General features: G+C 57.1%; 19 protein-coding genes. 15 read left to right on the plus strand and 4 right to left on the minus strand.

Annotated features, from left to right (window positions below; translation table 11 throughout):
* Window positions 1–90 precede the first annotated feature (90 nt).
* Together AC6I6H_RS00595 and thiI are read left to right on the plus strand one after the other, a co-directional pair.
* Window positions 91–1,227 (plus strand): cysteine desulfurase family protein, encoded by a 1,137-nt coding sequence (locus AC6I6H_RS00595; protein WP_497949381.1) that lies wholly within the window; start codon window positions 91–93, stop codon window positions 1,225–1,227.
* A gap of 36 nt (window positions 1,228–1,263) precedes the next feature.
* On the plus strand, window positions 1,264–2,472 hold the full coding sequence (gene thiI, locus AC6I6H_RS00600) for a tRNA uracil 4-sulfurtransferase ThiI (RefSeq protein WP_497949384.1): 1,209 nt from the start codon (window positions 1,264–1,266) through the stop codon (window positions 2,470–2,472).
* 50 nt (window positions 2,473–2,522) lie between these two features.
* On the opposite strand, the gene AC6I6H_RS00605 is transcribed toward thiI, so the two are convergent.
* Window positions 2,523–2,813: a 4a-hydroxytetrahydrobiopterin dehydratase gene (locus AC6I6H_RS00605; protein ID WP_497949387.1), complete on the minus strand. Its 291-nt coding sequence runs from the start codon at window positions 2,811–2,813 to the stop codon at window positions 2,523–2,525.
* A 95-nt stretch (window positions 2,814–2,908) separates the two neighbouring features.
* Between AC6I6H_RS00605 and AC6I6H_RS00610 the strand changes: the two genes are divergently transcribed.
* From AC6I6H_RS00610 to AC6I6H_RS00625, 4 genes are all read left to right on the plus strand, one after another.
* Complete coding sequence (locus AC6I6H_RS00610) at window positions 2,909–3,577, plus strand: TerC family protein (RefSeq protein ID WP_497949390.1); 669 nt, start codon at window positions 2,909–2,911, stop codon at window positions 3,575–3,577.
* 261 nt (window positions 3,578–3,838) lie between these two features.
* Window positions 3,839–4,327 carry a hypothetical protein gene (locus AC6I6H_RS00615; protein WP_497949394.1) on the plus strand — a complete coding sequence of 163 codons (489 nt, stop codon included), beginning with the start codon at window positions 3,839–3,841 and terminating at the stop codon, window positions 4,325–4,327.
* 152 nt (window positions 4,328–4,479) lie between these two features.
* Complete coding sequence (typA, locus tag AC6I6H_RS00620; protein WP_497949399.1) at window positions 4,480–6,315, plus strand: translational GTPase TypA; 1,836 nt, start codon at window positions 4,480–4,482, stop codon at window positions 6,313–6,315.
* Between the two features lie 199 nt (window positions 6,316–6,514).
* Window positions 6,515–6,967 (plus strand): pyridoxamine 5'-phosphate oxidase family protein, encoded by a 453-nt coding sequence (locus AC6I6H_RS00625; protein ID WP_497949402.1) that lies wholly within the window; start codon window positions 6,515–6,517, stop codon window positions 6,965–6,967.
* Between the two features lie 55 nt (window positions 6,968–7,022).
* Here the strand turns inward: AC6I6H_RS00625 and AC6I6H_RS00630 are convergent, their stop codons facing one another.
* Complete coding sequence (locus AC6I6H_RS00630) at window positions 7,023–7,604, minus strand: YhcN/YlaJ family sporulation lipoprotein (RefSeq protein WP_497949407.1); 582 nt, start codon at window positions 7,602–7,604, stop codon at window positions 7,023–7,025.
* Between the two features lie 84 nt (window positions 7,605–7,688).
* On the opposite strand from AC6I6H_RS00630, the gene AC6I6H_RS00635 reads away from it, so the two are divergent.
* Entirely contained in the window at window positions 7,689–9,020 is a 1,332-nt protein-coding gene (locus AC6I6H_RS00635) for a PhoH family protein (RefSeq protein ID WP_497949411.1), read from the plus strand.
* 163 nt (window positions 9,021–9,183) lie between these two features.
* Window positions 9,184–10,494 (plus strand): sugar ABC transporter substrate-binding protein, encoded by a 1,311-nt coding sequence (locus tag AC6I6H_RS00640; protein WP_497949415.1) that lies wholly within the window; start codon window positions 9,184–9,186, stop codon window positions 10,492–10,494.
* A gap of 117 nt (window positions 10,495–10,611) precedes the next feature.
* On the opposite strand, the gene AC6I6H_RS00645 is transcribed toward AC6I6H_RS00640, so the two are convergent.
* Complete coding sequence (locus AC6I6H_RS00645) at window positions 10,612–11,685, minus strand: hypothetical protein (RefSeq protein WP_497949418.1); 1,074 nt, start codon at window positions 11,683–11,685, stop codon at window positions 10,612–10,614.
* A gap of 118 nt (window positions 11,686–11,803) precedes the next feature.
* Window positions 11,804–12,778 (minus strand): hypothetical protein, encoded by a 975-nt coding sequence (locus AC6I6H_RS00650; protein ID WP_497949424.1) that lies wholly within the window; start codon window positions 12,776–12,778, stop codon window positions 11,804–11,806.
* A gap of 312 nt (window positions 12,779–13,090) precedes the next feature.
* On the opposite strand from AC6I6H_RS00650, the gene AC6I6H_RS00655 reads away from it, so the two are divergent.
* The 7 genes from AC6I6H_RS00655 to AC6I6H_RS00685 all read left to right on the plus strand — a co-directional run bounded on the left by AC6I6H_RS00655 (window position 13,091) and on the right by AC6I6H_RS00685 (window position 20,798).
* A complete protein-coding gene (locus tag AC6I6H_RS00655; protein ID WP_497949428.1) occupies window positions 13,091–13,735 on the plus strand; it encodes an RsfA family transcriptional regulator in 645 nt (214 codons plus the stop codon).
* Window positions 13,736–13,862: 127 nt separating this feature from the next.
* Window positions 13,863–14,816 carry a ketopantoate reductase family protein gene (locus AC6I6H_RS00660; RefSeq protein WP_497949431.1) on the plus strand — a complete coding sequence of 318 codons (954 nt, stop codon included), beginning with the start codon at window positions 13,863–13,865 and terminating at the stop codon, window positions 14,814–14,816.
* 288 nt (window positions 14,817–15,104) lie between these two features.
* The gene (locus tag AC6I6H_RS00665) at window positions 15,105–16,811 is read left to right on the plus strand and encodes a peptide ABC transporter substrate-binding protein (RefSeq protein WP_497949434.1); all 1,707 of its coding nucleotides are present in this window, start codon (window positions 15,105–15,107) and stop codon (window positions 16,809–16,811) included.
* 119 nt (window positions 16,812–16,930) lie between these two features.
* Complete coding sequence (locus AC6I6H_RS00670) at window positions 16,931–17,869, plus strand: ABC transporter permease (RefSeq protein WP_497949437.1); 939 nt, start codon at window positions 16,931–16,933, stop codon at window positions 17,867–17,869.
* Between the two features lie 2 nt (window positions 17,870–17,871).
* Entirely contained in the window at window positions 17,872–18,789 is a 918-nt protein-coding gene (locus AC6I6H_RS00675; protein ID WP_497949440.1) for an ABC transporter permease, read from the plus strand.
* Between the two features lie 16 nt (window positions 18,790–18,805).
* Window positions 18,806–19,840, plus strand: a complete 1,035-nt coding sequence (locus AC6I6H_RS00680; RefSeq protein ID WP_497949444.1) for an ABC transporter ATP-binding protein — start codon at window positions 18,806–18,808, stop codon at window positions 19,838–19,840.
* Window positions 19,833–20,798, plus strand: a complete 966-nt coding sequence (locus AC6I6H_RS00685) for an ABC transporter ATP-binding protein (RefSeq protein ID WP_497949446.1) — start codon at window positions 19,833–19,835, stop codon at window positions 20,796–20,798. Before AC6I6H_RS00680 ends, AC6I6H_RS00685 begins: the two co-directional genes overlap by 8 nt.
* The last annotated feature ends 310 nt before the right edge of the window (window positions 20,799–21,108 follow it).

Consider the following 21,108-nt stretch of genomic DNA (forward strand, 5'->3'; position numbering starts at 1 on the left):
ACCCGCGCGGATTACGATTTGACCGTAAAAAGCCGTCCTTGGTGAACAAGGACGGCTTGTCATGTGTGGAGACAAAGGAGGAAAGGCCCGATGCTGTATCTGGATCACAGCGCGACCACGCCGCCCCGCCCCGAAGTGGTGGATACGGTGGCGGAAGTCATGCGCCGGCATTTCGGCAACCCGTCGTCCGTTCACGGACTGGGCGCCGAGGCCGAGCAGCTGGTTTCAAAAGCGCGCGCCGTCATCGCCCGCGCGCTGTCCTGCCAACCGGGCGAGCTTGTCTTTACGGCAAGCGGCTCGGAAAGCAACAATCTGGCGATTAAAGGAACGGCGCTGCGGCGCGGGAAAGGGCATCTGATCGCCAGCGGGATCGAGCATGCATCCGTTTACGAAAGCTGCAAGCAGCTGGAGCGGGCGGGGTACGAGGTGACGTTTCTTCCCCCCGATGATACAGGGGCCGTGCGGGTGGAAGACCTGGAGCGCGCGATTCGAAAAGATACGTTTCTCGTCAGCCTGATGATGGTTAACAGCGAAACCGGACGGATTCAGCCGGTCGCGGAGGCGGGCCGGCTGCTGAAGGCCCATCCGCGCATCCTGTTTCATGTCGACGCCGTTCAGGCTTTCGGCAAGCTGGAGGTGGACCCCGGGCGGATCGGAGCCGACCTGCTCAGCTTGTCGGCCCACAAAATCCGGGGGCCCAAAGGAGCCGGCGTCCTTTACGTGCGCGACGGACTGGTGCTGGAGCCGCTGGTGGCGGGCGGCGGGCAGGAGCGCGGCATGCGCTCAGGGACGGAAAACGTCCCGCTCATTGTCGGCATGGCGAAAGCATGCCGAATGGCGGAGGAGGCACGCCCCTCGGCCTGCGAGAAGCTTGCCCGCCTGCGCAGGAGGCTGGTCGCTGCCTTGGCCGGTATGCCGCAGGTACGGGTAACCGGCAGCGCGGAAGAGAAGGACATGGCGCCGCATATTGTGCATTTCACTATCGAGGGCACCCGCTCGGAGGTTCTCGTTCATGCGCTGGAGGAAGCCGGCATCTACGTGTCGACCCGTTCCGCCTGCGCGTCCGGCTCGGTGGAGCCGAGCCGGGTTTTGCTGGCGATGGGCATGGACGCGGAACGGGCCAAAAACGGACTCCGGGTCAGTTTCTCCGACGAGCAGACGGAGGCCGACATGGACCGGCTGGCGGCCGAGCTGGAGCGTGCGTTTGTCCGCCTGCGGAGAAACTGACCGGGCTTGATTCTATAGAAGATCGGGGTTGATGACATGCAGCCGGAGGCTATTATTGTCCGGTTGGGGGAACTGACGCTGAAAGGCCGAAACCGCCGCCGGTTTGAACAAAAAATCGCCCGGCAGATCGCCGGGCTCCTGACGCCGTATCCAAAAGCGGCCGTCCATGAAGAATACGGGCGGCTCTACATTGTATTGAACGGCGAGCCCTATGACGCGATCGCGGCGGGGCTGGACCGGATATTCGGGCTTGTCTCTTACAGCCCGGCTTTTATCGCAAAACCGGAGCTGGACGACATCCGCGAGAAAGCGCTGCTTTGGCTGCGCGGACGCGACCCGTTTCCGCGTACCTTCAAGGTTTCGGCCAAACGGGGCGACAAGCGGTTTCCGCATACCTCGCATGAGCTGGGTCATCTGGTGGGCGGCTACCTGCTGCGAAACGAAGACGGAAGGCTGAAGGTGGACGTGCACCGCCCGGAAATGGAGCTCAAAATCGATATCCGCACCGGAGAGGCGTTTGTCTTCTCCGATTCCGTTCCCGGAACAGGCGGCTATCCGGTGGGGAGCAACGGCAAAGCCATGCTGATGCTGTCCGGGGGGATTGACAGCCCCGTCGCCGGCTGGCTGGCGATGAAGCGGGGGCTGGAGATCGAAGGGGTGCATTTTCACAGCTTTCCGTACACCAGCGAACGGGCGCAGCAAAAGGTTGTCGATCTGACGCGCAAGCTTGCACTCTATTCGCCCGACCGTATTGTTCTGCACATGGTGCCGTTTACGGAAATCCAGACCCGATTGAATCAAAGCGGGAACGACTCGCTTCTGATCACGCTTATGCGCCGGTCCATGTTCCGCATTGCGGAGAAGCTGGCCGCATTTCGCAGCGCCGGCGCCATCGTGACCGGCGAGAGCCTGGGCCAGGTGGCGAGCCAGACGCTGCCAAGCCTGCACGTGATCGGCCACGGCACCAATCTTCCGCTGCTGCGCCCATTGATCATGAGCGACAAAAACGACATCATCCGGCAGGCGGAAAAGATCGGAACGTACGATATTTCCATTTTGCCCTACGAGGATTGCTGCACGCTGTTTGTGCCGAAATCCCCCGCAACCAGTCCGAGTCTGGCCCACGTCCTGCGGATCGAAAAAGCGCTGGACTGGCTTCCCGAGCTGGAAGAGCAGGCGGCTGCGGCTGCGGTCCGGCAGTATATCCGGGAGCAGGAGGAAGACAAGTTCGACGAATACTTTTGATCAAAGGGGAATACGTTTAAGCAAGAGCGCGGGGTTGTCCGGCGGAGCCGTTAACAAAGGGAACCGGCAAGGCCGTCGATCCGTTCGGCGAGCAAAAAATCTTTGCCGGTAACTCCGCTCTCGCCGGGGGTGGACAAGGAGACGGTCAGCGTATCGCGGCGAAGGAGCAGCTCGGGATAATGCGCTTCCTCCTCCGCCAGGCTCCCGATCCGGGACGCGAGGTCGAGCCCCTTGGCGTAGGCCGGGCAAGAGAAGGTTCGGGTCAACCGCCCGCCTTCATAATCCCAGCCGTCGAGCTTGCCCAGGTAAACGGCAATTTGTTCTTCGGTGAGCGCAGTCATGAGAAACACCTCTTTCATAGTTGTGGATACGCAAGACTTCAGCATTTATTACCCGGCCGGAGTGCGGTATACGCAGGGAGGGAGCGAACGAAAGCATGACGGACTGGCTCTTGCTTTTTCTGCAAATTCTTCTGATCAATGTCGTTCTGAGCGGGGACAATGCGCTGGTGATCGCCATGGCGAGCCGTAACCTGCCCCCGGAGCAGCAGCGCAAGGCGGTGTGGTGGGGGGCAGCCGGAGCGATCGGTCTGCGGATTGTGCTGACCGGCATCGCCGTGGTGCTCCTTTCGTATCCCTTTATCAAAACAGCCGGGGCGGTCCTGCTTCTTTATATTGCGGTCAAGCTGCTGGTGAGCGACGACGGGCATAACGCGGTCCGGGAATCCGCGACGCTGGGCAAAGCGGTCGGAACCATTATTTTGGCGGATCTGGTCATGAGCCTGGATAATGTGCTGGCAGTAGCCGCGGCGGCGGGAGACAACCTGCAGGTCGTCATTTTGGGGATCGGCTTGAGCATTCCGCTGATCATTTGGGGCAGCACCGTCGTCATGCGGCTTCTTGCCCGGTTTCCCTTCTTGATCTATCTGGGAGCGGGGATTCTCGGCTATACGGCGGGCGAAATGGCGCTCACCGACCCCGGGCTTTCCCGCTTTGACGGGTTTGCCGGGCTGTCCCACTCCATTCCCTATATGGCCGCCGCCCTCGTCTTTCTCGGCGGGCTGCTGTACAAGCGGCTGACTCCGGCCCCCGCCGAAAGAAAATGAGCCGGAAGGGGAGAGACAATCAGGGCGTAAACCCGCCGCCATTCCCTTTGTCCTCCTCTTCGCAAGCTTTTCTTTTTCCAAAAAATGAATGAAGCGGCCTTGGCTGAGCATTTCATCGGACTGGGGCCGTTTCGTTTGCTTTCGTAACCGCCGGGCCTTTGACCGCGCCGGGAACACTAGCCTTTGCCCGAGGTTTCCGCTAAACTGAGAGAGTATCGTTATCGGATCGTATGCTGTCAGGCGTTTGGAGGCTGTTTGGACATGAAGACGAAACAAGTGCCGGCGGTGCTGTGGATTGCTGCGGCCGCCCTGTTCCTTTTGCTTGGAAAACTCGGCGTTATCGCCTTCCTGCTGAAGCTGCTTTGGCCGCTTCTTCTGCTGGCGGCGGGCTTGGCCGCACACGCCGCCTATTTCCGCAGAGGGTGGCCGGCGGCGGTGCTGCTCCCCGGAGGCATTCTGATTGTTTATTCGCTGCTTTTTCTGTATGGCGGGTTGTTCGGCTGGCATTCGATGGCGTACCTTTGGCCCCTTTTTGTGTTCGGCATCGGCGCGGGGCTTTACGAATGGGCCTATTTTTCCCGAGGAAGGGAAACGGTTCCTTCCTGGGTAAACCCGGCCGGAATCATTCTGGCGGCGCTTTCCGTGGTGCTTTTCCTGCTGGTGCTGCTGACCCTGAACGTGGTCTTCTTCGCTTTTCTGTTTTTGGCTGCGGCCTTGACGGTTTTGATCCTCCGCTGGAGCCGGAACTAGGAGCCCCGCTGCGGGCTTCGCCCGACGGCTTCCATGAAAATGAGAGTTGCGTTTTCATACGGAATCCGATACAATATTATGTAATGTACAAGCGTCGGATATCCGGCGCTTCTTTTGTGGCTATTCCCATCATAGAAAGGATTTTAAACCGCATGCAAGCTAGGGATAAAATACGCAACATCGCCATCATCGCCCACGTTGACCACGGCAAGACGACCCTGGTGGACAAGCTTTTGCAGCAATCCGGGACGTTCCGGGAAAACGAGCATGTGCAGGAACGGGCGCTCGATTCCAACGATCTGGAACGGGAACGGGGCATTACGATCCTGGCGAAGAACACCGCGATTCACTATAAAGACTACCTGATCAACATTGTCGACACTCCGGGCCACGCCGACTTCGGCGGGGAAGTGGAGCGGATTATGAAGATGGTAGACGGTGTGCTGCTGGTTGTCGACGCCTTCGAAGGCTGCATGCCGCAGACGAAGTTTGTTTTGCGCAAAGCGCTGGAGCAAAACCTGAAGCCGATCGTCGTTGTCAACAAGATCGACCGGCCGAACGCCCGTCCCGCCGAAGTGGTGGACGAGGTGCTGGATTTGTTCATCGAGCTGGAGGCCAACGACGAGCAGCTGGAATTCCCGGTTGTTTACGCTTCGGCGCTTCAAGGCATCTCCGGTCTTGATTCGGACAACCTTGGAACGACTATGGAAGACCTTTACGATACGATTGTGGAGCGCATCCCGGCTCCGACCGAAAACCCGGTAGAGCCGCTTCAGTTTCTCGTCACGCTGATGGACTATAACGAGTATCAGGGCCGTATCGCCATCGGGCGCATCAACCGCGGGACGATCCGGCAAGGGCAAACAGTGGCCGTCATGACCCGCGAGGGCGGAATCAAGCAGGCCAGAATCGACAAGCTGCTCGGCTTCCAGGGCCTGAAGCGCATCGAGATTGAAGAAGCGGCCGCCGGCGACATCGTGGCCGTGTCCGGGATCAAGGACATCAACATCGGCGAAACGATTGCCGACCCGACCAATCCCGAAGCGCTGCCGGTGCTCAAGATTGACGAGCCGACCATGCAGATGACGTTTCTGGTCAACAACAGCCCCTTTGCGGGCCGCGAAGGCAAGTGGATTACCTCCCGCAAGCTGCGCGAGCGCCTGATGAACGAGCTGGAAACGGACGTCAGCCTGCGCGTAGAGGAAACGGACAGCCCCGACGCGTTCATCGTTTCGGGACGGGGCGAGCTTCACCTGGGCATCCTGATCGAAAACATGAGACGGGAAGGCTATGAACTTCAAGTCTCCAAGCCGGAGGTCATCGTCAAAGAGATCGACGGCCAGAAGATGGAGCCGCTGGAGCGCCTGATCATCGATGTGCCGGAGGACAGCATGGGCGCCGTTATGGAGAGCCTGGGCACCCGCCGGGCCGAAATGGTGAACATGATCAATAACGGCAACGGGCAGGTCCGGCTGGAATTCCTGATTCCGGCGCGCGGCCTGATCGGATACCGGACGCATTTTCTGACGCAAACCCGCGGTTACGGCATCATGAACCATGCCTTTGACAGCTACGGTCCTTATCAGGGCGGAAATGTCGGCGGCCGTCACCAGGGCGTGCTCGTGGCGAGCGAATCCGGCGTTTCCACGCTCTACGGCATGCTTTCCGTGGAAGACCGCGGCATTCTGTTCGTCCAGCCCGGCACGGAGGTTTATGAAGGCATGATTGTCGGCGAGCATACGCGCGACAATGACATCATCGTCAACATCTGCAAGGAAAAGCAGCTGACCAACGTCCGTTCCGCGACAAAGGAGGGCACGGTGACGATGAAGGTGCCGCGTTTGTACAGCCTGGAGCAGGCACTGGAGTATCTGAACGACGACGAATACTGCGAAATTACGCCGAAATCGATCCGCATGCGCAAAAAGCTGCTCGACAAAAACGAGCGCGCACGCGCCGACAAGCACCGGAAAATGCAGGAATCCTGATTGGCGGTATAAAAACCGGTAGCGCCCCGCGGGGCCTGCCGGTTTTTTGATTGATCATGACCCGTCTCCGGGCGTCATAGGAATACAGAGAGCAAGTCGTAAGACAAAGAGGGGCGAATGCCGCGCTGGTTCCGATTTGTCCACCTGTGGTATACTATCCGTGCAGGCCACTTCCCTACACGAGGAGGAAACCAAGCCTATGACCCAACAAGGCTCCGTTTTATCCGAGCGTTTGTTTTCCCTGCTGCAGAAAGAAAAGCTGGTATTGCTGTCCACTGTCGATGCGAAGAGAGGTACTCCGCACACGAGCGCGATCTCGTGGATGTATGCGGCCGTTCCGTCCCGGGTCCGCTTTGCCGTGGATGCCAAATCCGCGATTGTCGCGAATTTGAAGGCCAATCCCGGCGCAACCTTGACGTTTTTCGGAGAGGGCACGGTAAATGTGCTCTATGGCTCCGCGCGGGTATCGGCCGATCCGCTGGAGGGCCCGCCCATGGAATTGACCTGCTTCGATCTGGAGATCGAAGAAGTCCGCGACGGTATGTTTTACGGCGCACGGATTACCGCGCAGCCGGAATACGAGAAAATTTACGACAAGCGCGCCGCCGACAAGCTGGACGTGCAAGTCTTCGACGCCATGACCAAAGCCTAGCTCCGTCCCTGCGGAGCTAGGCTTTGCTGCTTGCAGGCTTTTCTTCCGCGAGGGGTTACCGCGCGTTCGCTCCCGGCTGCTGCGGAAGCCCGGCGTCGCCCTCTTGCTGCGCGGTATCGCGGGGCAGCTGGGGAATCAGCCGGCCGAGAATGTCGCCGAGCTCGCTGGTAAACGCGTAGAGCGGCTGTCCGTTCTGGACTTTGCGGCTGATGTCCCGGATGTTTTGGGTCAGATCGAGGTCGGCCGTCACCAGTGCATTGGCGCCGTCCGGGTCCTTTTTCAGCGCTTCCGCCACGGAATATTTAATGCTGTCGACGCGCGAACGCTCCAGGTCCGGGGCAACGTCAAGCGCTACAATGGCCAAATTGCCGAGCGTCAGGCAGTAGACGTCTTTTACCTGGGGATTGCCCTTCGCAATCGCCGCCAGATGGGACGCTTTGCTGTTGGCATCCTGTCCGGACTGGGATTCGCCGCCGGAGGCGGCATCATCCAGAATCCGCATTCCTTCATTGGCGGCTTGCTGGGCCGTTTGCCCGGCCTGCTGCCCGGCCTCCTGCATCCCCTCGCGCGGGGTTTGACCGCCGCCGCAGGCGCTGAGGAGAAGGATAACGGCCAAGGGGATCAAAATCGCTCTCATCGAAATCTTCCTTTCTTTTACCGGTTTCCCTTAGCTTGGACCGCCGGAACGATTTCTATGTATCAAACGACGGGAGTGGTTGGGATGAAGAAAATCTTTGTGCTGGATACGAATGTTCTTCTGCATGACCCCCATGCGTTGTTTGCTTTTGAAGACAACGAGGTGGTGCTGCCTGCGGCGGTACTTCAGGAGGTGGACTCCAAAAAACGGCTGGCTGACGAAATCGGCCGCAATGCCCGCCGGGTGTCCCGCCTGCTGGACGGCTTCCGTTCGGACGGCAAGCTCCACGACGGCGTCCCGCTGGAAGGCGGAGGGACGCTGAAGGTGGAGCTGAACCACAAGAGCTTTCAGAAATTGCAGGAAACCTTCAGCGAAATGTCCAACGACAATCTGATCCTGGCCGTCGCCCTCAATTATCATTTGGAGGAAAAAGCAAAGCCGGAGCCGCGTCCGGTCATTCTGGTCAGCAAGGACACCCTCGTCCGGGTGAAGGCGGATGTGCTGGGCATCCGTTCGGAGGATTATTTGTCGGACCATCTGGTACCGGCCTCCGATATGTACACCGGCTGTGTGACGCTGACGGTGCATCCTTCGGTAATCGACGAATTTTATTCGAACCGCCGCTTGGACGTTGCTACGCTCGGGCTTCGCACGCGTCTTCAGCCGCATGAGTTCGTTATCTTGAAGGATGAACTGGGAACGACGAAATCCGCCCTGGTGAAAGCGGACCGCGAAGCCAAGCGGCTGGAGCCTCTTTATACAAGCAGCGAAGCGGTATGGGGCATCAGCGCCCGGAACGCCCAACAGCGGATGGCGCTGGAGCTGCTGCTGAATGACGATATTCCGCTGGTGACGCTCACCGGCAAAGCGGGCACCGGCAAGACCCTGCTCACGCTGGCCGCCGGGCTGCTTAAAACCGAGGATGAGCACAAGTACAAAAAGCTGCTCATCGCCCGTCCGGTGGTGCCGATGGGCAAGGACATCGGGTATCTGCCGGGCGAAAAGGACGAGAAGCTGCGGCCGTGGATGCAGCCGATTTACGACAACCTGGAGTATCTGTTCGACACCAAAAAGGCGGGGGACATCGATAAAATTCTCGCCGGCATGGGGAGCATCCAGGTTGAAGCCTTGACTTATATCCGCGGGCGGTCCATACCGGGGCAGTTCATCATTATCGACGAAGCGCAAAACCTTTCGCGCCATGAGGTGAAAACCATCGTCTCCCGTGTGGGCGAAGGCAGCAAAATCGTGCTTCTGGGCGACCCCGCGCAGATCGACCATCCGTACCTGGACGCTTCCAGCAACGGCTTGACTCATGTCGTGGAGCGGTTTAAGGATCAGGCCGTGAGCGGCCACATCACCCTGGAAAAAGGCGAACGCTCCAACCTTGCCCAGCTGGCGGCGGATTTGCTGTAGTGCGCAGCCGTTCCCATCCCGGCTTTCGCCCGGTCTCTCCGACCGGGCGTTTGCTATATTCAGGACCGCAATTGGTTCGCCTCGCCGGGTTGTTTTCTGCTATGATAGGGGCAGAGAGAAGAACGGGAGAGGGGCAACACCGCGACAAAGGAGAGTCATTTGCTTGAACCGAAGAAGAAGCCTGTTCGCGACGGTTACGATTCTGGTGCTTGCGATTTTGCTGTTTATTCCTTTTATGAGCGCAACGGAGAGCAATCCTGTCCGGGTGGCGGGTCCTGAGAGCAATCAGGTGGACAAGCCGGGAGCCGACGAAGAAGGGGAAGCCGAGACGGAGCTGACGGTTTCCGTTTCCCTGACGGAGAATGAATTCGCCCTTCTGCAGAGCTTGAGCGACGACTTCATGGCAGAGCACCGGAATGTGAAGGTGACGCTTGCCAATACGGCGCCTAGCGAACAGTACGGCCAGCTCAAAAAAGCCTCGCAGATGGGCGAGGCACCGGATTTGATGCTGCTGGAGAACGGCTGGCTTCAGGAGTTTGCCGCCCTCGGTTTTCTTGCGCCCGTAAGCGAGTACTTCACCACCGACACCCAATCGGAATATGTGCCCTCCGCGCTGGAGCAGGTCAAATGGAACGGGTTTTTGTGGGGCGTGCCCAAGGATGTAGATCCTTATATCCTGGTCTGGAATGAGAAGAAAGCGCTGGAGCAGCAGTGGACCGCCGCACCCTCCAACCGTCAGGAGCTGCTGGAATGGAACCGGGCCTTTATGAAGCCGGAAGCCGATTCCTATGGAATTTATTTTGACGCAGCGGATTATTATGCGGCTTTGTCGCTTTATTCGGCTTTTGCGGAGGAGCTTCCGGACGCGGAGCGTCCGCCTTTTGCGGATGCCGGTGTTCCCGACGTGCTGCAGGAGTTCGGCGAGTTTTTGGTACCTCAGTCCAAAACCTGGGACCCGATGCAGTACGCCAAGAACTACCCCGCCCGCTCCGACCGCTGGGACCCCTGGGAGAAGCTGCGGCAGGGCAAGCTGGCCGCTATGGTAACGACGGTTTCCGCCTATGAGGCGAATTTGCATGAGGATTTGAAGCTGGCTTCGCTGCCCCTAACGGCCGGCGGCGACGTCGTTGGCTCCTGGCTGAAGGGGAGAAGCTACGCCATGTCCGCCCAAAGCGAAAACTCCGCGGCCGCCATGGAATGGGTGCGCAAAGTAACGGACCCCGGTCTCCTGGAGCGGCAGTGGACGCTTTCCCGCCGTCTTCCCGCACTTCTTTCGGGATACTCCGACACATCCTTGCTCCAGGAAGAGAAGTACGCTTCGTTTACCTGGCTCGTGCGGCACGGCAAAGTGCTGCCCTTTACAGCGGAAGAGGAGGAGCGCAACGAGCGTACAGCTCAGGCGGCGTTCTCCCTAGCCAGCGGCGCGCTTGACCTTCGGGGTTATCTCGAGGCGGTCGCGGAGGCAGCGGATTAGCCTGTTTCCTTCCCCCATATGAAAACCGCAAAAAGAGCAAGCATTCAGGCAACCATGCCCGAAGCTTGCTCTTTTTCGTTTGGCGCCGGATGCTCCATTGTCCCGGCTTCCCGTCTTTTAAAACCGGATGGAGAACTTGATGGTCAGCTTGCCGTCGTCGAGCGAGACTTCCTTGGCCCGCAGCATGGAGACGACGAGACTGGGCGTGAAGCTGAGGTCGTAGTCCCGCTCGAGCGTCCGGCACGTCGTATCGTCCAGCGGAAAGCCGTTGTATTCCAACGACTCCACATGGAACTGGAGCCGGTTGGGCTCTTCCTCCACCGTATAATACCCGACAATGGTGGCAAACACGTCGTCTTCCACGCTTTCCGCGCGGAACCGGTTGTCCGAGAAGGTCAGCGTCAAATTGGAGAGCTCGGGTTTGTCTTTTTTGAGCAGGCGGGTAAGGTCGGTGTCGCGGATGGTCAAGGCATTCCCGGACAAAAAGCGGTTCTCCTTGTCCGCGACGATCTCCCCGGGCAGCTTCTGCATCGAATCGGCCATGGCGTTAAAATACTGGCGAAACAAGGGCAATCCGCGCTCCTGCCAATCCTGCTTGAGCTCATCCATTTGCTGCGCGAGCAAATCGGCCGTATCCGGGTAATCGGCGAGCGCCTGATCGATTTCCTTCTGGAGGCCGGTCATGCGTTCCCGCTGGAGGAGGAAATCGTTTTTGAGGGAAGCCAGCTCGTTCATCGTGTTCTCCAGCTGCTCCCGGCTGCTGCGGAGCTCGTCGTATTCCTTCTTGTACAAATCCATGGCGGTATTGTCGCTTCGCGTAATGTAAGCCATGTACCGGTAGACGGACAAAAGGCGGGAGAAGGAACCGGTTTTGAATACGGCCAGCCACAACCCGGCGCGTTCGCCCTTGTAATAGGAGCGCAGCACTTTGCCCAGCCGTTCGCGGGTTTCGCCGAGCTTTTCTTCTTGGGCCGTCATGTCCGCTTTGCTTCTGGCGATTTTCAGGCCGACCGCCGTTTGCTCTTTGGTGATTCTTCCGATTTCTTCGTCAATCTGGGCGACGGTCAGGCTTTTTTGGAGCAGCGCGCGGGTTTCCTCCATGCTCCGTTCGGAATAGGCGGGCGACGAACCCGCCAGGATCAGATACAAACTCAGATAGGCCGCAAGCAGCCTCCTTGCCGCTTTTGCCACACGGGCACCCCCTCGGCTGGATTTGTCCCTTTCCTAACCTATCGCGGCTTGGCTCCAAAAATGACTGCCGGAGAGCCGCCCGGAAGCGCGAAACATCCGGCTGCGTTTCACGGCCGTTTTACTTCTTGGCTGCGCCGGCGGTCAGCAGCTCCAGCACCTCTTCAAACGGGCGGACATTTTTGGGGGTGTCTTTCCGGAAGGCCGGTGCCTCGTTGATGGCATGAAACGTTTGAGTGTACCGGATATGACGGCTTTCCGCCGCATCCGCGGAGCCGGTATACTGCACATCGATCGTTTGAATGCGGATAAAGCCCTGATCGTCCAGCGCAAGCTCAAACGAACCTCCGGTCACCTGAAAGGATGCCTGCGCCGCCGCTTTGAAGCTTTCCGCTTGCGAGCTTGAGAGCAAGCCGTCCTTGGACAGGCTGTCCGCGATTTCAGGAAGCTTTGCCTGGATCGTATTCTGGACCGCTTCCCGGTTTTTCTCGGTGATCTCCATCCGAATGACGCGCCCTTCGGTGCCGTCTTTTAACGTCACCTTCTCCTTTTGCTCGCGGAACCATTTTTCCTCCAGGTCGCCGAGCAGCGTTTGCAGCGAATTGGATACGGCCTGGTTTACATTTTTCAGCCCCGACGTGCTTAGGGCCGGACTTTGGCCTTCCGGTGCGAGCTTTTTCATATCAAAGGAAAAATACTCATCTTTTTTGTTCAGCAAGGGAATGCTCATATAAATGAGATCGTCTTTAAAAAGAACCGGGAGGGTGAACGAGGCGGACGACCCGCCCGGCGCCAGCTTGAATTCCGCTTCGACACGCAGCGGATCGGCGGCGGAAAGCCCTTCCCAAATTATTTTGCTGTTGCCGAACATGGCCAGCAGATCGCCGGTTGCCGGGTTGCTTCCCTCGGCGGCCGGTGCGAATCCCACGTTCAAATCGGCTTCTCCGGAGAATGCGTATTGCTTCATTTCGCTCTGCTTCGCCAGAGCGGCAAGCGTTTCTTCCTTTGCTTTGCTGTTATCGGTGCATGCCGTTGCGGCAAGCAGCGCCGTGGCGGCAAGAGAGAGAAGCATCGTTCGTTTCACATGTTTTTTCAATGGATGGTCTCCTTTTGGTTAGTCGTCTCTGGGCTTGATAGCGCCGTCTTCGGAAAAGAGACGAATTATATTATAGCATAGTTGCAAGCCGAAACGGGAGGGCGGGCTGAATGCACTTTTGCCGGATTTCCCTTTCCGAAAAGGCTTTTCCGTTCGGAGCGGACGTATGAGGAACGAAGAATTTGGTTATACCGGATAGTAACAAATAGATTCTATGAACTCTACCACAGGCATACAGATAAACAAACGGCAGAGTTATGCCCTGACCCCGCTTGGCGGCAGGCCATTATAAAGCGTAGGAGGAATAAAGATATGTCGGCTGTTAGACAAGACGCATGGACAGATGAAGACGATCTCATTCTGGCGGAGGTGACCCTCCGCCATATCCGGGAAGGAAGCACGCAGCTTACTGCATTTGAGGAAGTCGGCGAAAAAATCGGACGGACATCCGCGGCTTGCGGGTTCCGCTGGAACAGCTTCGTCCGTAAAAAATATGAAGCGGCTATTCAAATCGCGAAAGCCCAGCGGCAAAAAAGAAGCCACAGCCGGAAAAGCGGCGGCGCTGCCGTAAGCGCGCTGGCGGGCCTGGAAGGCTCGGAGCCTTCGCTTCAGCGGGGCGAAATAATGAGCGAGGACGGGATTTCGGTCGATTCGGTCATTCGCTTTCTCCGGCACTGGAAATCGGCCTTTCAGGAGCTGACCCGGCAGGCCAAGCAGCTTGAACGGGAGCTTCAGGAAAACCGCCAGGAGCTGCAGCGGCTGAGAGAGGAAAACGAGAACCTGGACCGGCTGGTCAACCATGCCGAAACGGACTACCGGACCGTCAATGACGACTATAAAGCGCTGCTGCAGATTATGGACCGGGCCAGAAAGCTGGCGTTTCTCGGCGAAGAGGAAGAAGAAAGCAAATCGCGGTTCAAAATGGACGCGAACGGCAACCTGGAACGAATCGAATAAGGAAACGCGGACAAGAGCCGGAGGAGCGGATTGCGAGCCCCGGCTTTTTTTGCCGTTGAAGAGAAAAGAGACTGTCCACTATAATATAGAAGGAAAAAAGCGAGAATGAAAGGCGGCGGTCGGCAGCATGCGGATTCACATTGTCGGAGCCGGTTCGCTCGGCATGCTGCTTGCAGCCAAGCTGGCCGGGCGGGCGAGCGTGGTGCTTCGCCCCCGCAGCGGTGCGCAGGCCGCTCTCCTGAAAAAGAACGGCATCCGGCTTGCCGGTCGGGACGGGATAGGAGAAATTCGCCATTTGACGGCAGTTAAGCTGACAGAAGAAGATAAATCACCCGCAGAAACGCCGGAATGGATCTTTCTTTGCGTGAAACAGACCGATATTTCCGAGTTGCTTTTGCGCCGGCTGGAAGCGGCCGCAGGGCCCGAAACGCGGATTTTATGCTTCCAAAACGGCATCGGACATCTGGATTTGCTGAAAAAAGGGCTTCCCGCCGGCAGGCTCTGGATAGCGGTGACGACGGAGGGGGCGCGGAAGCTGTCGCCATGGGAAGTATACCACGCGGGAGAGGGCGTTACCCGGATCGGTCCGGCCTTTGAAGCAGCGGAAGAGGAGGGCGGCTGGAGAAAAGCCGGTGAAGAATTGGCTCTTCTAATGAAGAATGCCGGCCTGTCCGCCCATTGCGAAAGCGGTATCGGGCAAGCCGTGTGGGAGAAGCTGGCGATGAACGCAGTCATTAATCCGCTGACGGCTTTGCTGCGGCTGCCGAACGGCGCGCTGCCGGAAACGGAAGCCCGGCTGGGACTTATGGCCCGCCTTCACGAGGAAGCGGCCCTGGTGGCGGAAGCGGAGGGGAGGCCGCTCCCGGCGGATCATTTTGCGAAGACGGTGGAGCTCTGCCGGCAAACGGCGACCAACCGCTCATCTATGCTGCAGGACCTCGAAGCGGGAAGAAAAACGGAAAACAACTGGATCGGCGGGGCCGTCCAGCGCGGGGGAAGAACGCACGGCATCCCGACTCCGGCAACCGATCTTGTGGCTGCGCTGCTTGAAGCGGCGGAGCGGGACGGGGAAGAAAGATAGAGCCGTGTTTGCCGGTTTTACGCTTTGCCGCGTGACAGCTCTACTTAGATTAATATTATTAATGGTACGTAAAAAAATATTAATACTACAAAGTCGTAGATTTTATTAACCAATGGTTGTATAATGGGTAACAAGTTGCAGATGAAAACAAGCGATTCACGGCAGATAATCTCACATGGAAAGTTTGCTTGTTTCACTTCGAACTTCTTATGGGTAAGTTTATTAGTCGGGGACAGCTTGTTGTAGTCTTGTACTAGAGAAACCATATCATTATTGGGGAGGCTTTTTATGAAGATGAAGAAGCTTTGGACTTCTGCCGCTGCCGTCGCTTTGATCGGCGGAGTAGTAGCAGGATGCAGCAACGACAAAGAAGCAGAAGGCTCCACGTCTCCTTCCGGAAGCCCTAGCGCGACGGACGGCACTGCGGCCAGCGAAGCGCCCGCAACGGGCAACAAGCAGATCACCATTCTGTACAGCGCTGAACCGCCCGATCTTGACAGCTCGAAAGCGACCACCAACGCCGCTTTCACCATGATCAACGCCTTGAACGAAGGTCTGTATCGTCTGGACAAAGACGGCCAGCCCCAACCGGGCCTCGCCGCCGAGCTTCCGCAAGTCTCCGAAGACGGCCTGACCTACACGATCAAGCTGCGCGACGGAATCACGTTCTCCGACGGCTCGCCGGTAACGGCAGCGAACTTCGTCGAAGCGTTCCAACGCACGGTTGACCCCAATACGCAAGCGCAATACGGCTTCATGATGGCATGGGTTAAGGGCGGCGACGCGGTCATGAAAACCGATCCGGCCGATACCGCTGCTATCGAAGCGGCCAAAGACGCCATGGGCGTTAAGGCTCTCGACGAAAAGACGCTTGAAATCACGCTGGAGCGCCCGATTGCCTGGTTCACCCAGCAGCTGGCCTTCCCGCTCTTCTTCCCGCAAAAGCAGGAACTGGTTGAATCCACGGGCGTTGAATACGGTAAAGACCCCGACAAAGTTATCGGCGCCGGTCCTTTCATTCTGAAAGAATGGAAACACGACCAGCAGCTCGTATTCGAGAAAAACCCGGGCTATTGGGACGCCGCCAACGTGAAGCTTGACAAAGTTGTCATCAACATTGTTAAAGACCGCGCGACGGCCGTCAACCTGTACGAAACCAAACAAGCCGACCTGACCGACCTTGCCGGCGACTTCGTTCAGAAGTACAAAGGCAAGCCGGATGAGCAAATCAAACGCGAGCTCACGAACGCGTACCTGATGTACCAAACGAAAAACGTTCCGGCCCTCGGAAACGCGAAGATCCGCTCGGCTCTGACGATGGCGATCAACCGTCAACAGCACATCGACATCGTTCTGAAGAACGGCTCCGCTCCTTCCACCGGTCACGTTCCGATCGGTACCTCCGACGGCAACGGCGGCGACTTCCGCACGACGGCTGGCGACACGCAGCCGGCGTTCAATCCGGAAGAAGCCAAGAAGCTGCTGCAAGAAGGTCTCGCCGAGCTCGGCCTGAGCGCTCTGCCGGAAATCAAAATCCTGGCCGACGACACCGAAGGCGCGAAGAAAACCCTTGAATTCATTCTGGCGCAATGGCAGCAAAACCTCGGCGTTAAAGCAATTGCCGACCCGGTTCCGCACGAACTGCGCGTAGAACGTCAGCACAACAAGGACTATGATGTGGTTATCGCTCTGTGGGGCGCCGACTACAATGACCCGATGACGTTCCTCGACATGTGGACGACGGAGAGCGACTTCAACGAAACCGACTGGTCCAATGCCGATTACGACAAGCTGATTACGGATGCCCAGAACGAAACCGATCTGGCAAAACGTACGCAAATGCTTGTTGACGCCGAGAAGATCCTGATGCAGGAAATGCCTGTTGGTCCGCTGTACTTCCGTACGAAAGTATATGCGCTGAACCCGGCTGTCAAAGGCCTTGTATTCCCGACCTTCGGTTCGGAATGGGAACTGAAATACGTCGATATCCAGTAATCCGGACTTTTGCCTGAATAGCACCATAAAAGAGGGGCCGTTCCCGCACCTTAAGAACGGCCCGTTTTTTACTGGGGAAGGGCGGTGGTCTAAACAAAATCGATTCGGGTGGTGCCTTAATGATTAAGTTCATCCTTCGCCGATTGATGTACATGGTGATTACACTATGGATCATCATCACGGCTGTTTTCTTTTTAATGAAAAATTTGCCCGGCGATCCTTTCGGAGAAGCCTCTCTGAAAATGTCAGACGAAGCAAAAGAGATTCTAATGAAGCAGCTTGGCCTCGATAAACCCTTGTGGGAGCAATATGTGAAATACTTGGGCAACGTGCTTCAGGGCGACTTGGGCCGTTCCTATCAATTCCCGACCACGAAAGTTACCGAAAAAATCGCGCAAGGCATTACCGCATCGGCGGAGCTTGGCATGTGGGCTCTTATCATCGCCATTATTGTCGGCTTGACGCTTGGTATTGTAGCCGCATTGAATCACAATAAAGGACTGGACTATGGCGCGATGTTCACCGCCGTTGTAGGCGTTGCCGTGCCTTCGATGGTGCTTGGACCGCTTCTTTCCTATTATGTCGGCGTTAGGCTTCCGGGACTTGGTTTGCCTCCGGGGCTCTGGGAAGGACCGCAATACCGTGTTCTGCCCGCGATTGCCTTGTCATTCGGGACAGTCGCAATATTAGCCCGTCTAATGCGCGCTTCCATGCTGGACGTACTTAGCCAGGATTATATCAAGACCGCCAAAGCGAAAGGTCTTTCGAGAGGAACGACAATCTGGAAGCATACGATCCGGAATGCCATTCTTCCCGTTATTACCACGCTTGGCACCATTACGGTCAACCTGATTACCGGCACGCTGATTGTCGAGCAGGTTTTTGCCGTTCCCGGCTTGGGCAAAGCTTTTGTACAGTCCATCACTTCCAACGACTACACGATGATCGCGGGGCTGACGATCTTTTACTCCGCGCTCCTTATGATAGCCTTGTTTATTGTTGACATTGCCTACGGTTTGATTGATCCGCGTATCCGGATTGCGAAGGGGAGGAATTAAGCTTGGAAGAGATCACCAAAGCGCAGTTTACCCCGGTCATCCGGGATCAGCTGGGAAATGAGAAAATTGTTCGTCCGGCGCTTAACTACTGGAAGGACGCCTGGCGGAGATTGAAAAAGAATAAAATGGCCATGGGCGGCTTGGTCATCCTGATTGTGCTGGCCATTGTTTCCATTGTCGCCCCGTTTCTGACGAGCCATACGTATGATTTCCAGGATTACAACTCGGTGGATCAAAGCCCGAATAAAAATTTCTGGTTTGGCACCGACGAATTCGGCCGCGACATGTGGACCCGGGTTTGGTGGGGCACGCGTATCTCTCTGTTCATCGGTGTTGTCGCCGCGTTTGTCGACTTGGTGATCGGCGTCCTTTACGGCGGGATTTCCGCTTATTTCGGCGGCCGCGTTGACGACATCATGATGCGTATCATGGAAATTATCTACTCCATTCCGTATCTGCTGATTTCCATCCTGCTGATCATGTTCCTCGGACCGGGCGTGACGACGATTATCATCGCGTACTCGATCACCGGCTGGGTCGGCATGGCGCGTCTTGTGCGCGGCCAGGTTCTGCAAATCAAAGAGCAGGAATTTGTTCTTGCGGCCCGTACGCTCGGGTCCAGCCCTTGGCGGATCATCCGCAAGCACCTGATCCCCAACGCGCTTGGCATCATCATCGTACAAATTACCTTTGTCGTGCCTTCGGCTATCTTTGCCGAAGCGTTCCTGAGCTTCCTCGGGCTCGGCATCAAAGCGCCGCTCGCTTCTCTCGGGGCGCTGATCAGCGACGGCATCAACGCTTTGCAGTTCCACCCTTACCGTTTGCTGATTCCGACGGTCATTTTCAGCCTGATCCTGCTCAGCTGCAACCTGCTGGGCGACGGCCTGCGTGACGCGTTCGATCCGAAGCTCCGAAAATAAGGAAGGAGATCCGAACATGAGTGAGAAGACACGGATTCTGGACGTCAACGACCTGACGGTATCCTTCCGCACCTATGCGGGGGAAGTACAGGCAGTTCGCGGTGTGACGTTCCATTTGGATAAAGGGGAGGTTCTGGCGATCGTAGGCGAATCGGGCTGCGGAAAATCCGTTACGGCCCAAACGATTATGCGCCTTGTTCCGACGCCCCCCAGCTTTATTAAGAAAGGCTCGATCCGGTTCAACGATTCGACCGAGATCACCAAGCTGTCCGAGAAACAAATGCAAAAAGTGCGCGGTTCCGAAATGGGCATGATTTTTCAGGACCCGATGACTTCGCTTAACCCGACCATGACGGTCGGCAAGCAAATTTCCGAAACGCTGATCAAGCATCAGAAAATGACGAAGCAGCAAGCGCTGGCACGTTCGCTGGAAATGCTGAAGCTCGTCGGCATCTCCAACCCGGAAGGCCGGCTGAAACAGTATCCCCACGAATTGTCCGGCGGGATGCGTCAGCGGGTTATGATCGCCATCGCGCTTGCCTGCAATCCGAAGCTTCTGATTGCGGACGAACCGACCACGGCGCTTGACGTAACGATTCAAGCCCAAATCATTGATCTGATGCAGGAGCTCAAGGAAAAAACCGAGGCCTCCATTATCCTGATTACCCACGACCTTGGCGTTGTGGCGGAAATGGCCGACCGCGTCGTCGTCATGTACGCCGGCAAGATCGTGGAAGAAGGCACGGTGGATGAAATCTTCTACCAATCCCGCCACCCGTACACCTGGGGCCTTCTGCGTTCCGTTCCCCGTCTCGACGCGGAGAACAAAAGCGACCTTGTTCCGATTCCCGGAACGCCGCCCGATCTGTTCGCCCCGCCCAAAGGATGCGCGTTCGCCGAACGTTGTCCTTACGCCATGGAAGTGTGCATGGCACACGATCCGGAGAAATTTGAACTCGGCGGCAATCACCGCGCGGCATGCTGGTTAAACCACCCGGATGCACCCAAGGTCGAGCAGCCTGTCGATGGGGGAGGCGCAGTCCATGTCTGAACAATCCGAACAATTCATTCTTGAAGTGCGCGATATGAAGAAGCACTTCAATATCGGCAACAAAAAGCTGAAGGCGGTCGACGGCATAACGTTCAGCGTCAAGAAAGGCGAAACGCTGGGCATCGTCGGAGAATCCGGCTGCGGAAAATCCACGGCCGGCAAAACCATCATCGGTCTTTACGGCATCACCGACGGCGATGTGGTTTACAACGGCAAGAGCATCAAGAACATGAGCGCCAAAGAGAAGCGCAACTATACGCGCAGCATGCAGATGGTCTTCCAGGACCCGTATGCTTCGCTTAACCCGAGAATGACCGTTGGCGATATCATTGCCGAAGGGATCGATATCCACGGTCTTGCCAAAAACCGGGAAGAACGCCGCCAGCGGGTTTTCGATCTGCTGGAAGCGGTCGGTCTGAATCCGGAGCATGCAGGACGGTTTCCGCACGAATTTTCCGGCGGCCAGCGCCAGCGGATCGGGATTGCCCGCGCCTTGGCGATTGAGCCGGAATTCATCGTAGCGGACGAACCGATTTCCGCCTTGGACGTTTCGGTACAGGCGCAGGTAATCAACCTGTTCCAGAAGCTGCAAAAGGAACGCGGGTTGACCTACTTGTTCATCGCGCATGACTTGGCGATGGTCAAGCACATTTCCGACCGGATCGGCGTTATGTACCTCGGCAAACTGGTCGAACTTACGACCTCCGAGCAATTGTATGCCAAACCGCTCCATCCTTATACCGTTTCGCTGCTTTCCGCGATTCCGATTCCCGACCCGGAAATCGAACGCACGCGCGAACGGATTATTCTGGAGGGCGAAGTTCCGAGCCCGCTGAATCCGCCGAGCGGATGTCCGTTCCGGACCCGCTGCCCGCATGCGATGGAAGTGTGCGCCAAAGAAATGCCGCCTTTGAAAGCGGCGGAAGACGGCCACTTTGTTGCATGTCATCTGTACTAATTCGCAGTCTGCATAGGCAGGCGAGCAAGAGAGCCGTTCAACCTTCGGGCCGGACGGCTTTTTTTTGCGGAAAAAGTAAAAATATAGATTTATTAGAAAATAGAGATATAGTAAATTGTCTTATGGGTTATTGACAGAAAAAGGCATTTGCAATAGGATAGAACCAGAACCTGTCCGCTCTTGTCGCAAGACAAGCTGCTGAACAAGAATCTTTTGGCTACGCCGGCGATGTTTCGGCTCACGGCGTACTGGAAGAGGACATAGGATACGATCGGGTAGTGCGGCTGCTTTCCTGCATGAAAGGGGGAAG

This window comes from Gorillibacterium sp. sgz306347, assembly GCF_059735245.1.

Excerpts from the sequence above, each read along its gene's own strand:
- AC6I6H_RS00595 (WP_497949381.1), top strand. The coding sequence starts at position 91 with ATGCTGTATCTGGATCACAGCGCGACCACGCCGCCCCGCCCCGAAGTG.
- thiI (WP_497949384.1), top strand. The coding sequence starts at position 1,264 with ATGCAGCCGGAGGCTATTATTGTCCGGTTGGGGGAACTGACGCTGAAA.
- AC6I6H_RS00605 (WP_497949387.1), bottom strand. The coding sequence starts at position 2,813 with ATGACTGCGCTCACCGAAGAACAAATTGCCGTTTACCTGGGCAAGCTC.
- AC6I6H_RS00610 (WP_497949390.1), top strand. The coding sequence starts at position 2,909 with ATGACGGACTGGCTCTTGCTTTTTCTGCAAATTCTTCTGATCAATGTC.
- AC6I6H_RS00615 (WP_497949394.1), top strand. The coding sequence starts at position 3,839 with ATGAAGACGAAACAAGTGCCGGCGGTGCTGTGGATTGCTGCGGCCGCC.
- typA (WP_497949399.1), top strand. The coding sequence starts at position 4,480 with ATGCAAGCTAGGGATAAAATACGCAACATCGCCATCATCGCCCACGTT.
- AC6I6H_RS00625 (WP_497949402.1), top strand. The coding sequence starts at position 6,515 with ATGACCCAACAAGGCTCCGTTTTATCCGAGCGTTTGTTTTCCCTGCTG.
- AC6I6H_RS00630 (WP_497949407.1), bottom strand. The coding sequence starts at position 7,604 with ATGAGAGCGATTTTGATCCCCTTGGCCGTTATCCTTCTCCTCAGCGCC.
- AC6I6H_RS00635 (WP_497949411.1), top strand. The coding sequence starts at position 7,689 with ATGAAGAAAATCTTTGTGCTGGATACGAATGTTCTTCTGCATGACCCC.
- AC6I6H_RS00655 (WP_497949428.1), top strand. The coding sequence starts at position 13,091 with ATGTCGGCTGTTAGACAAGACGCATGGACAGATGAAGACGATCTCATT.
- AC6I6H_RS00660 (WP_497949431.1), top strand. The coding sequence starts at position 13,863 with ATGCGGATTCACATTGTCGGAGCCGGTTCGCTCGGCATGCTGCTTGCA.
- AC6I6H_RS00665 (WP_497949434.1), top strand. The coding sequence starts at position 15,105 with ATGAAGATGAAGAAGCTTTGGACTTCTGCCGCTGCCGTCGCTTTGATC.
- AC6I6H_RS00670 (WP_497949437.1), top strand. The coding sequence starts at position 16,931 with ATGATTAAGTTCATCCTTCGCCGATTGATGTACATGGTGATTACACTA.
- AC6I6H_RS00680 (WP_497949444.1), top strand. The coding sequence starts at position 18,806 with ATGAGTGAGAAGACACGGATTCTGGACGTCAACGACCTGACGGTATCC.
- AC6I6H_RS00685 (WP_497949446.1), top strand. The coding sequence starts at position 19,833 with ATGTCTGAACAATCCGAACAATTCATTCTTGAAGTGCGCGATATGAAG.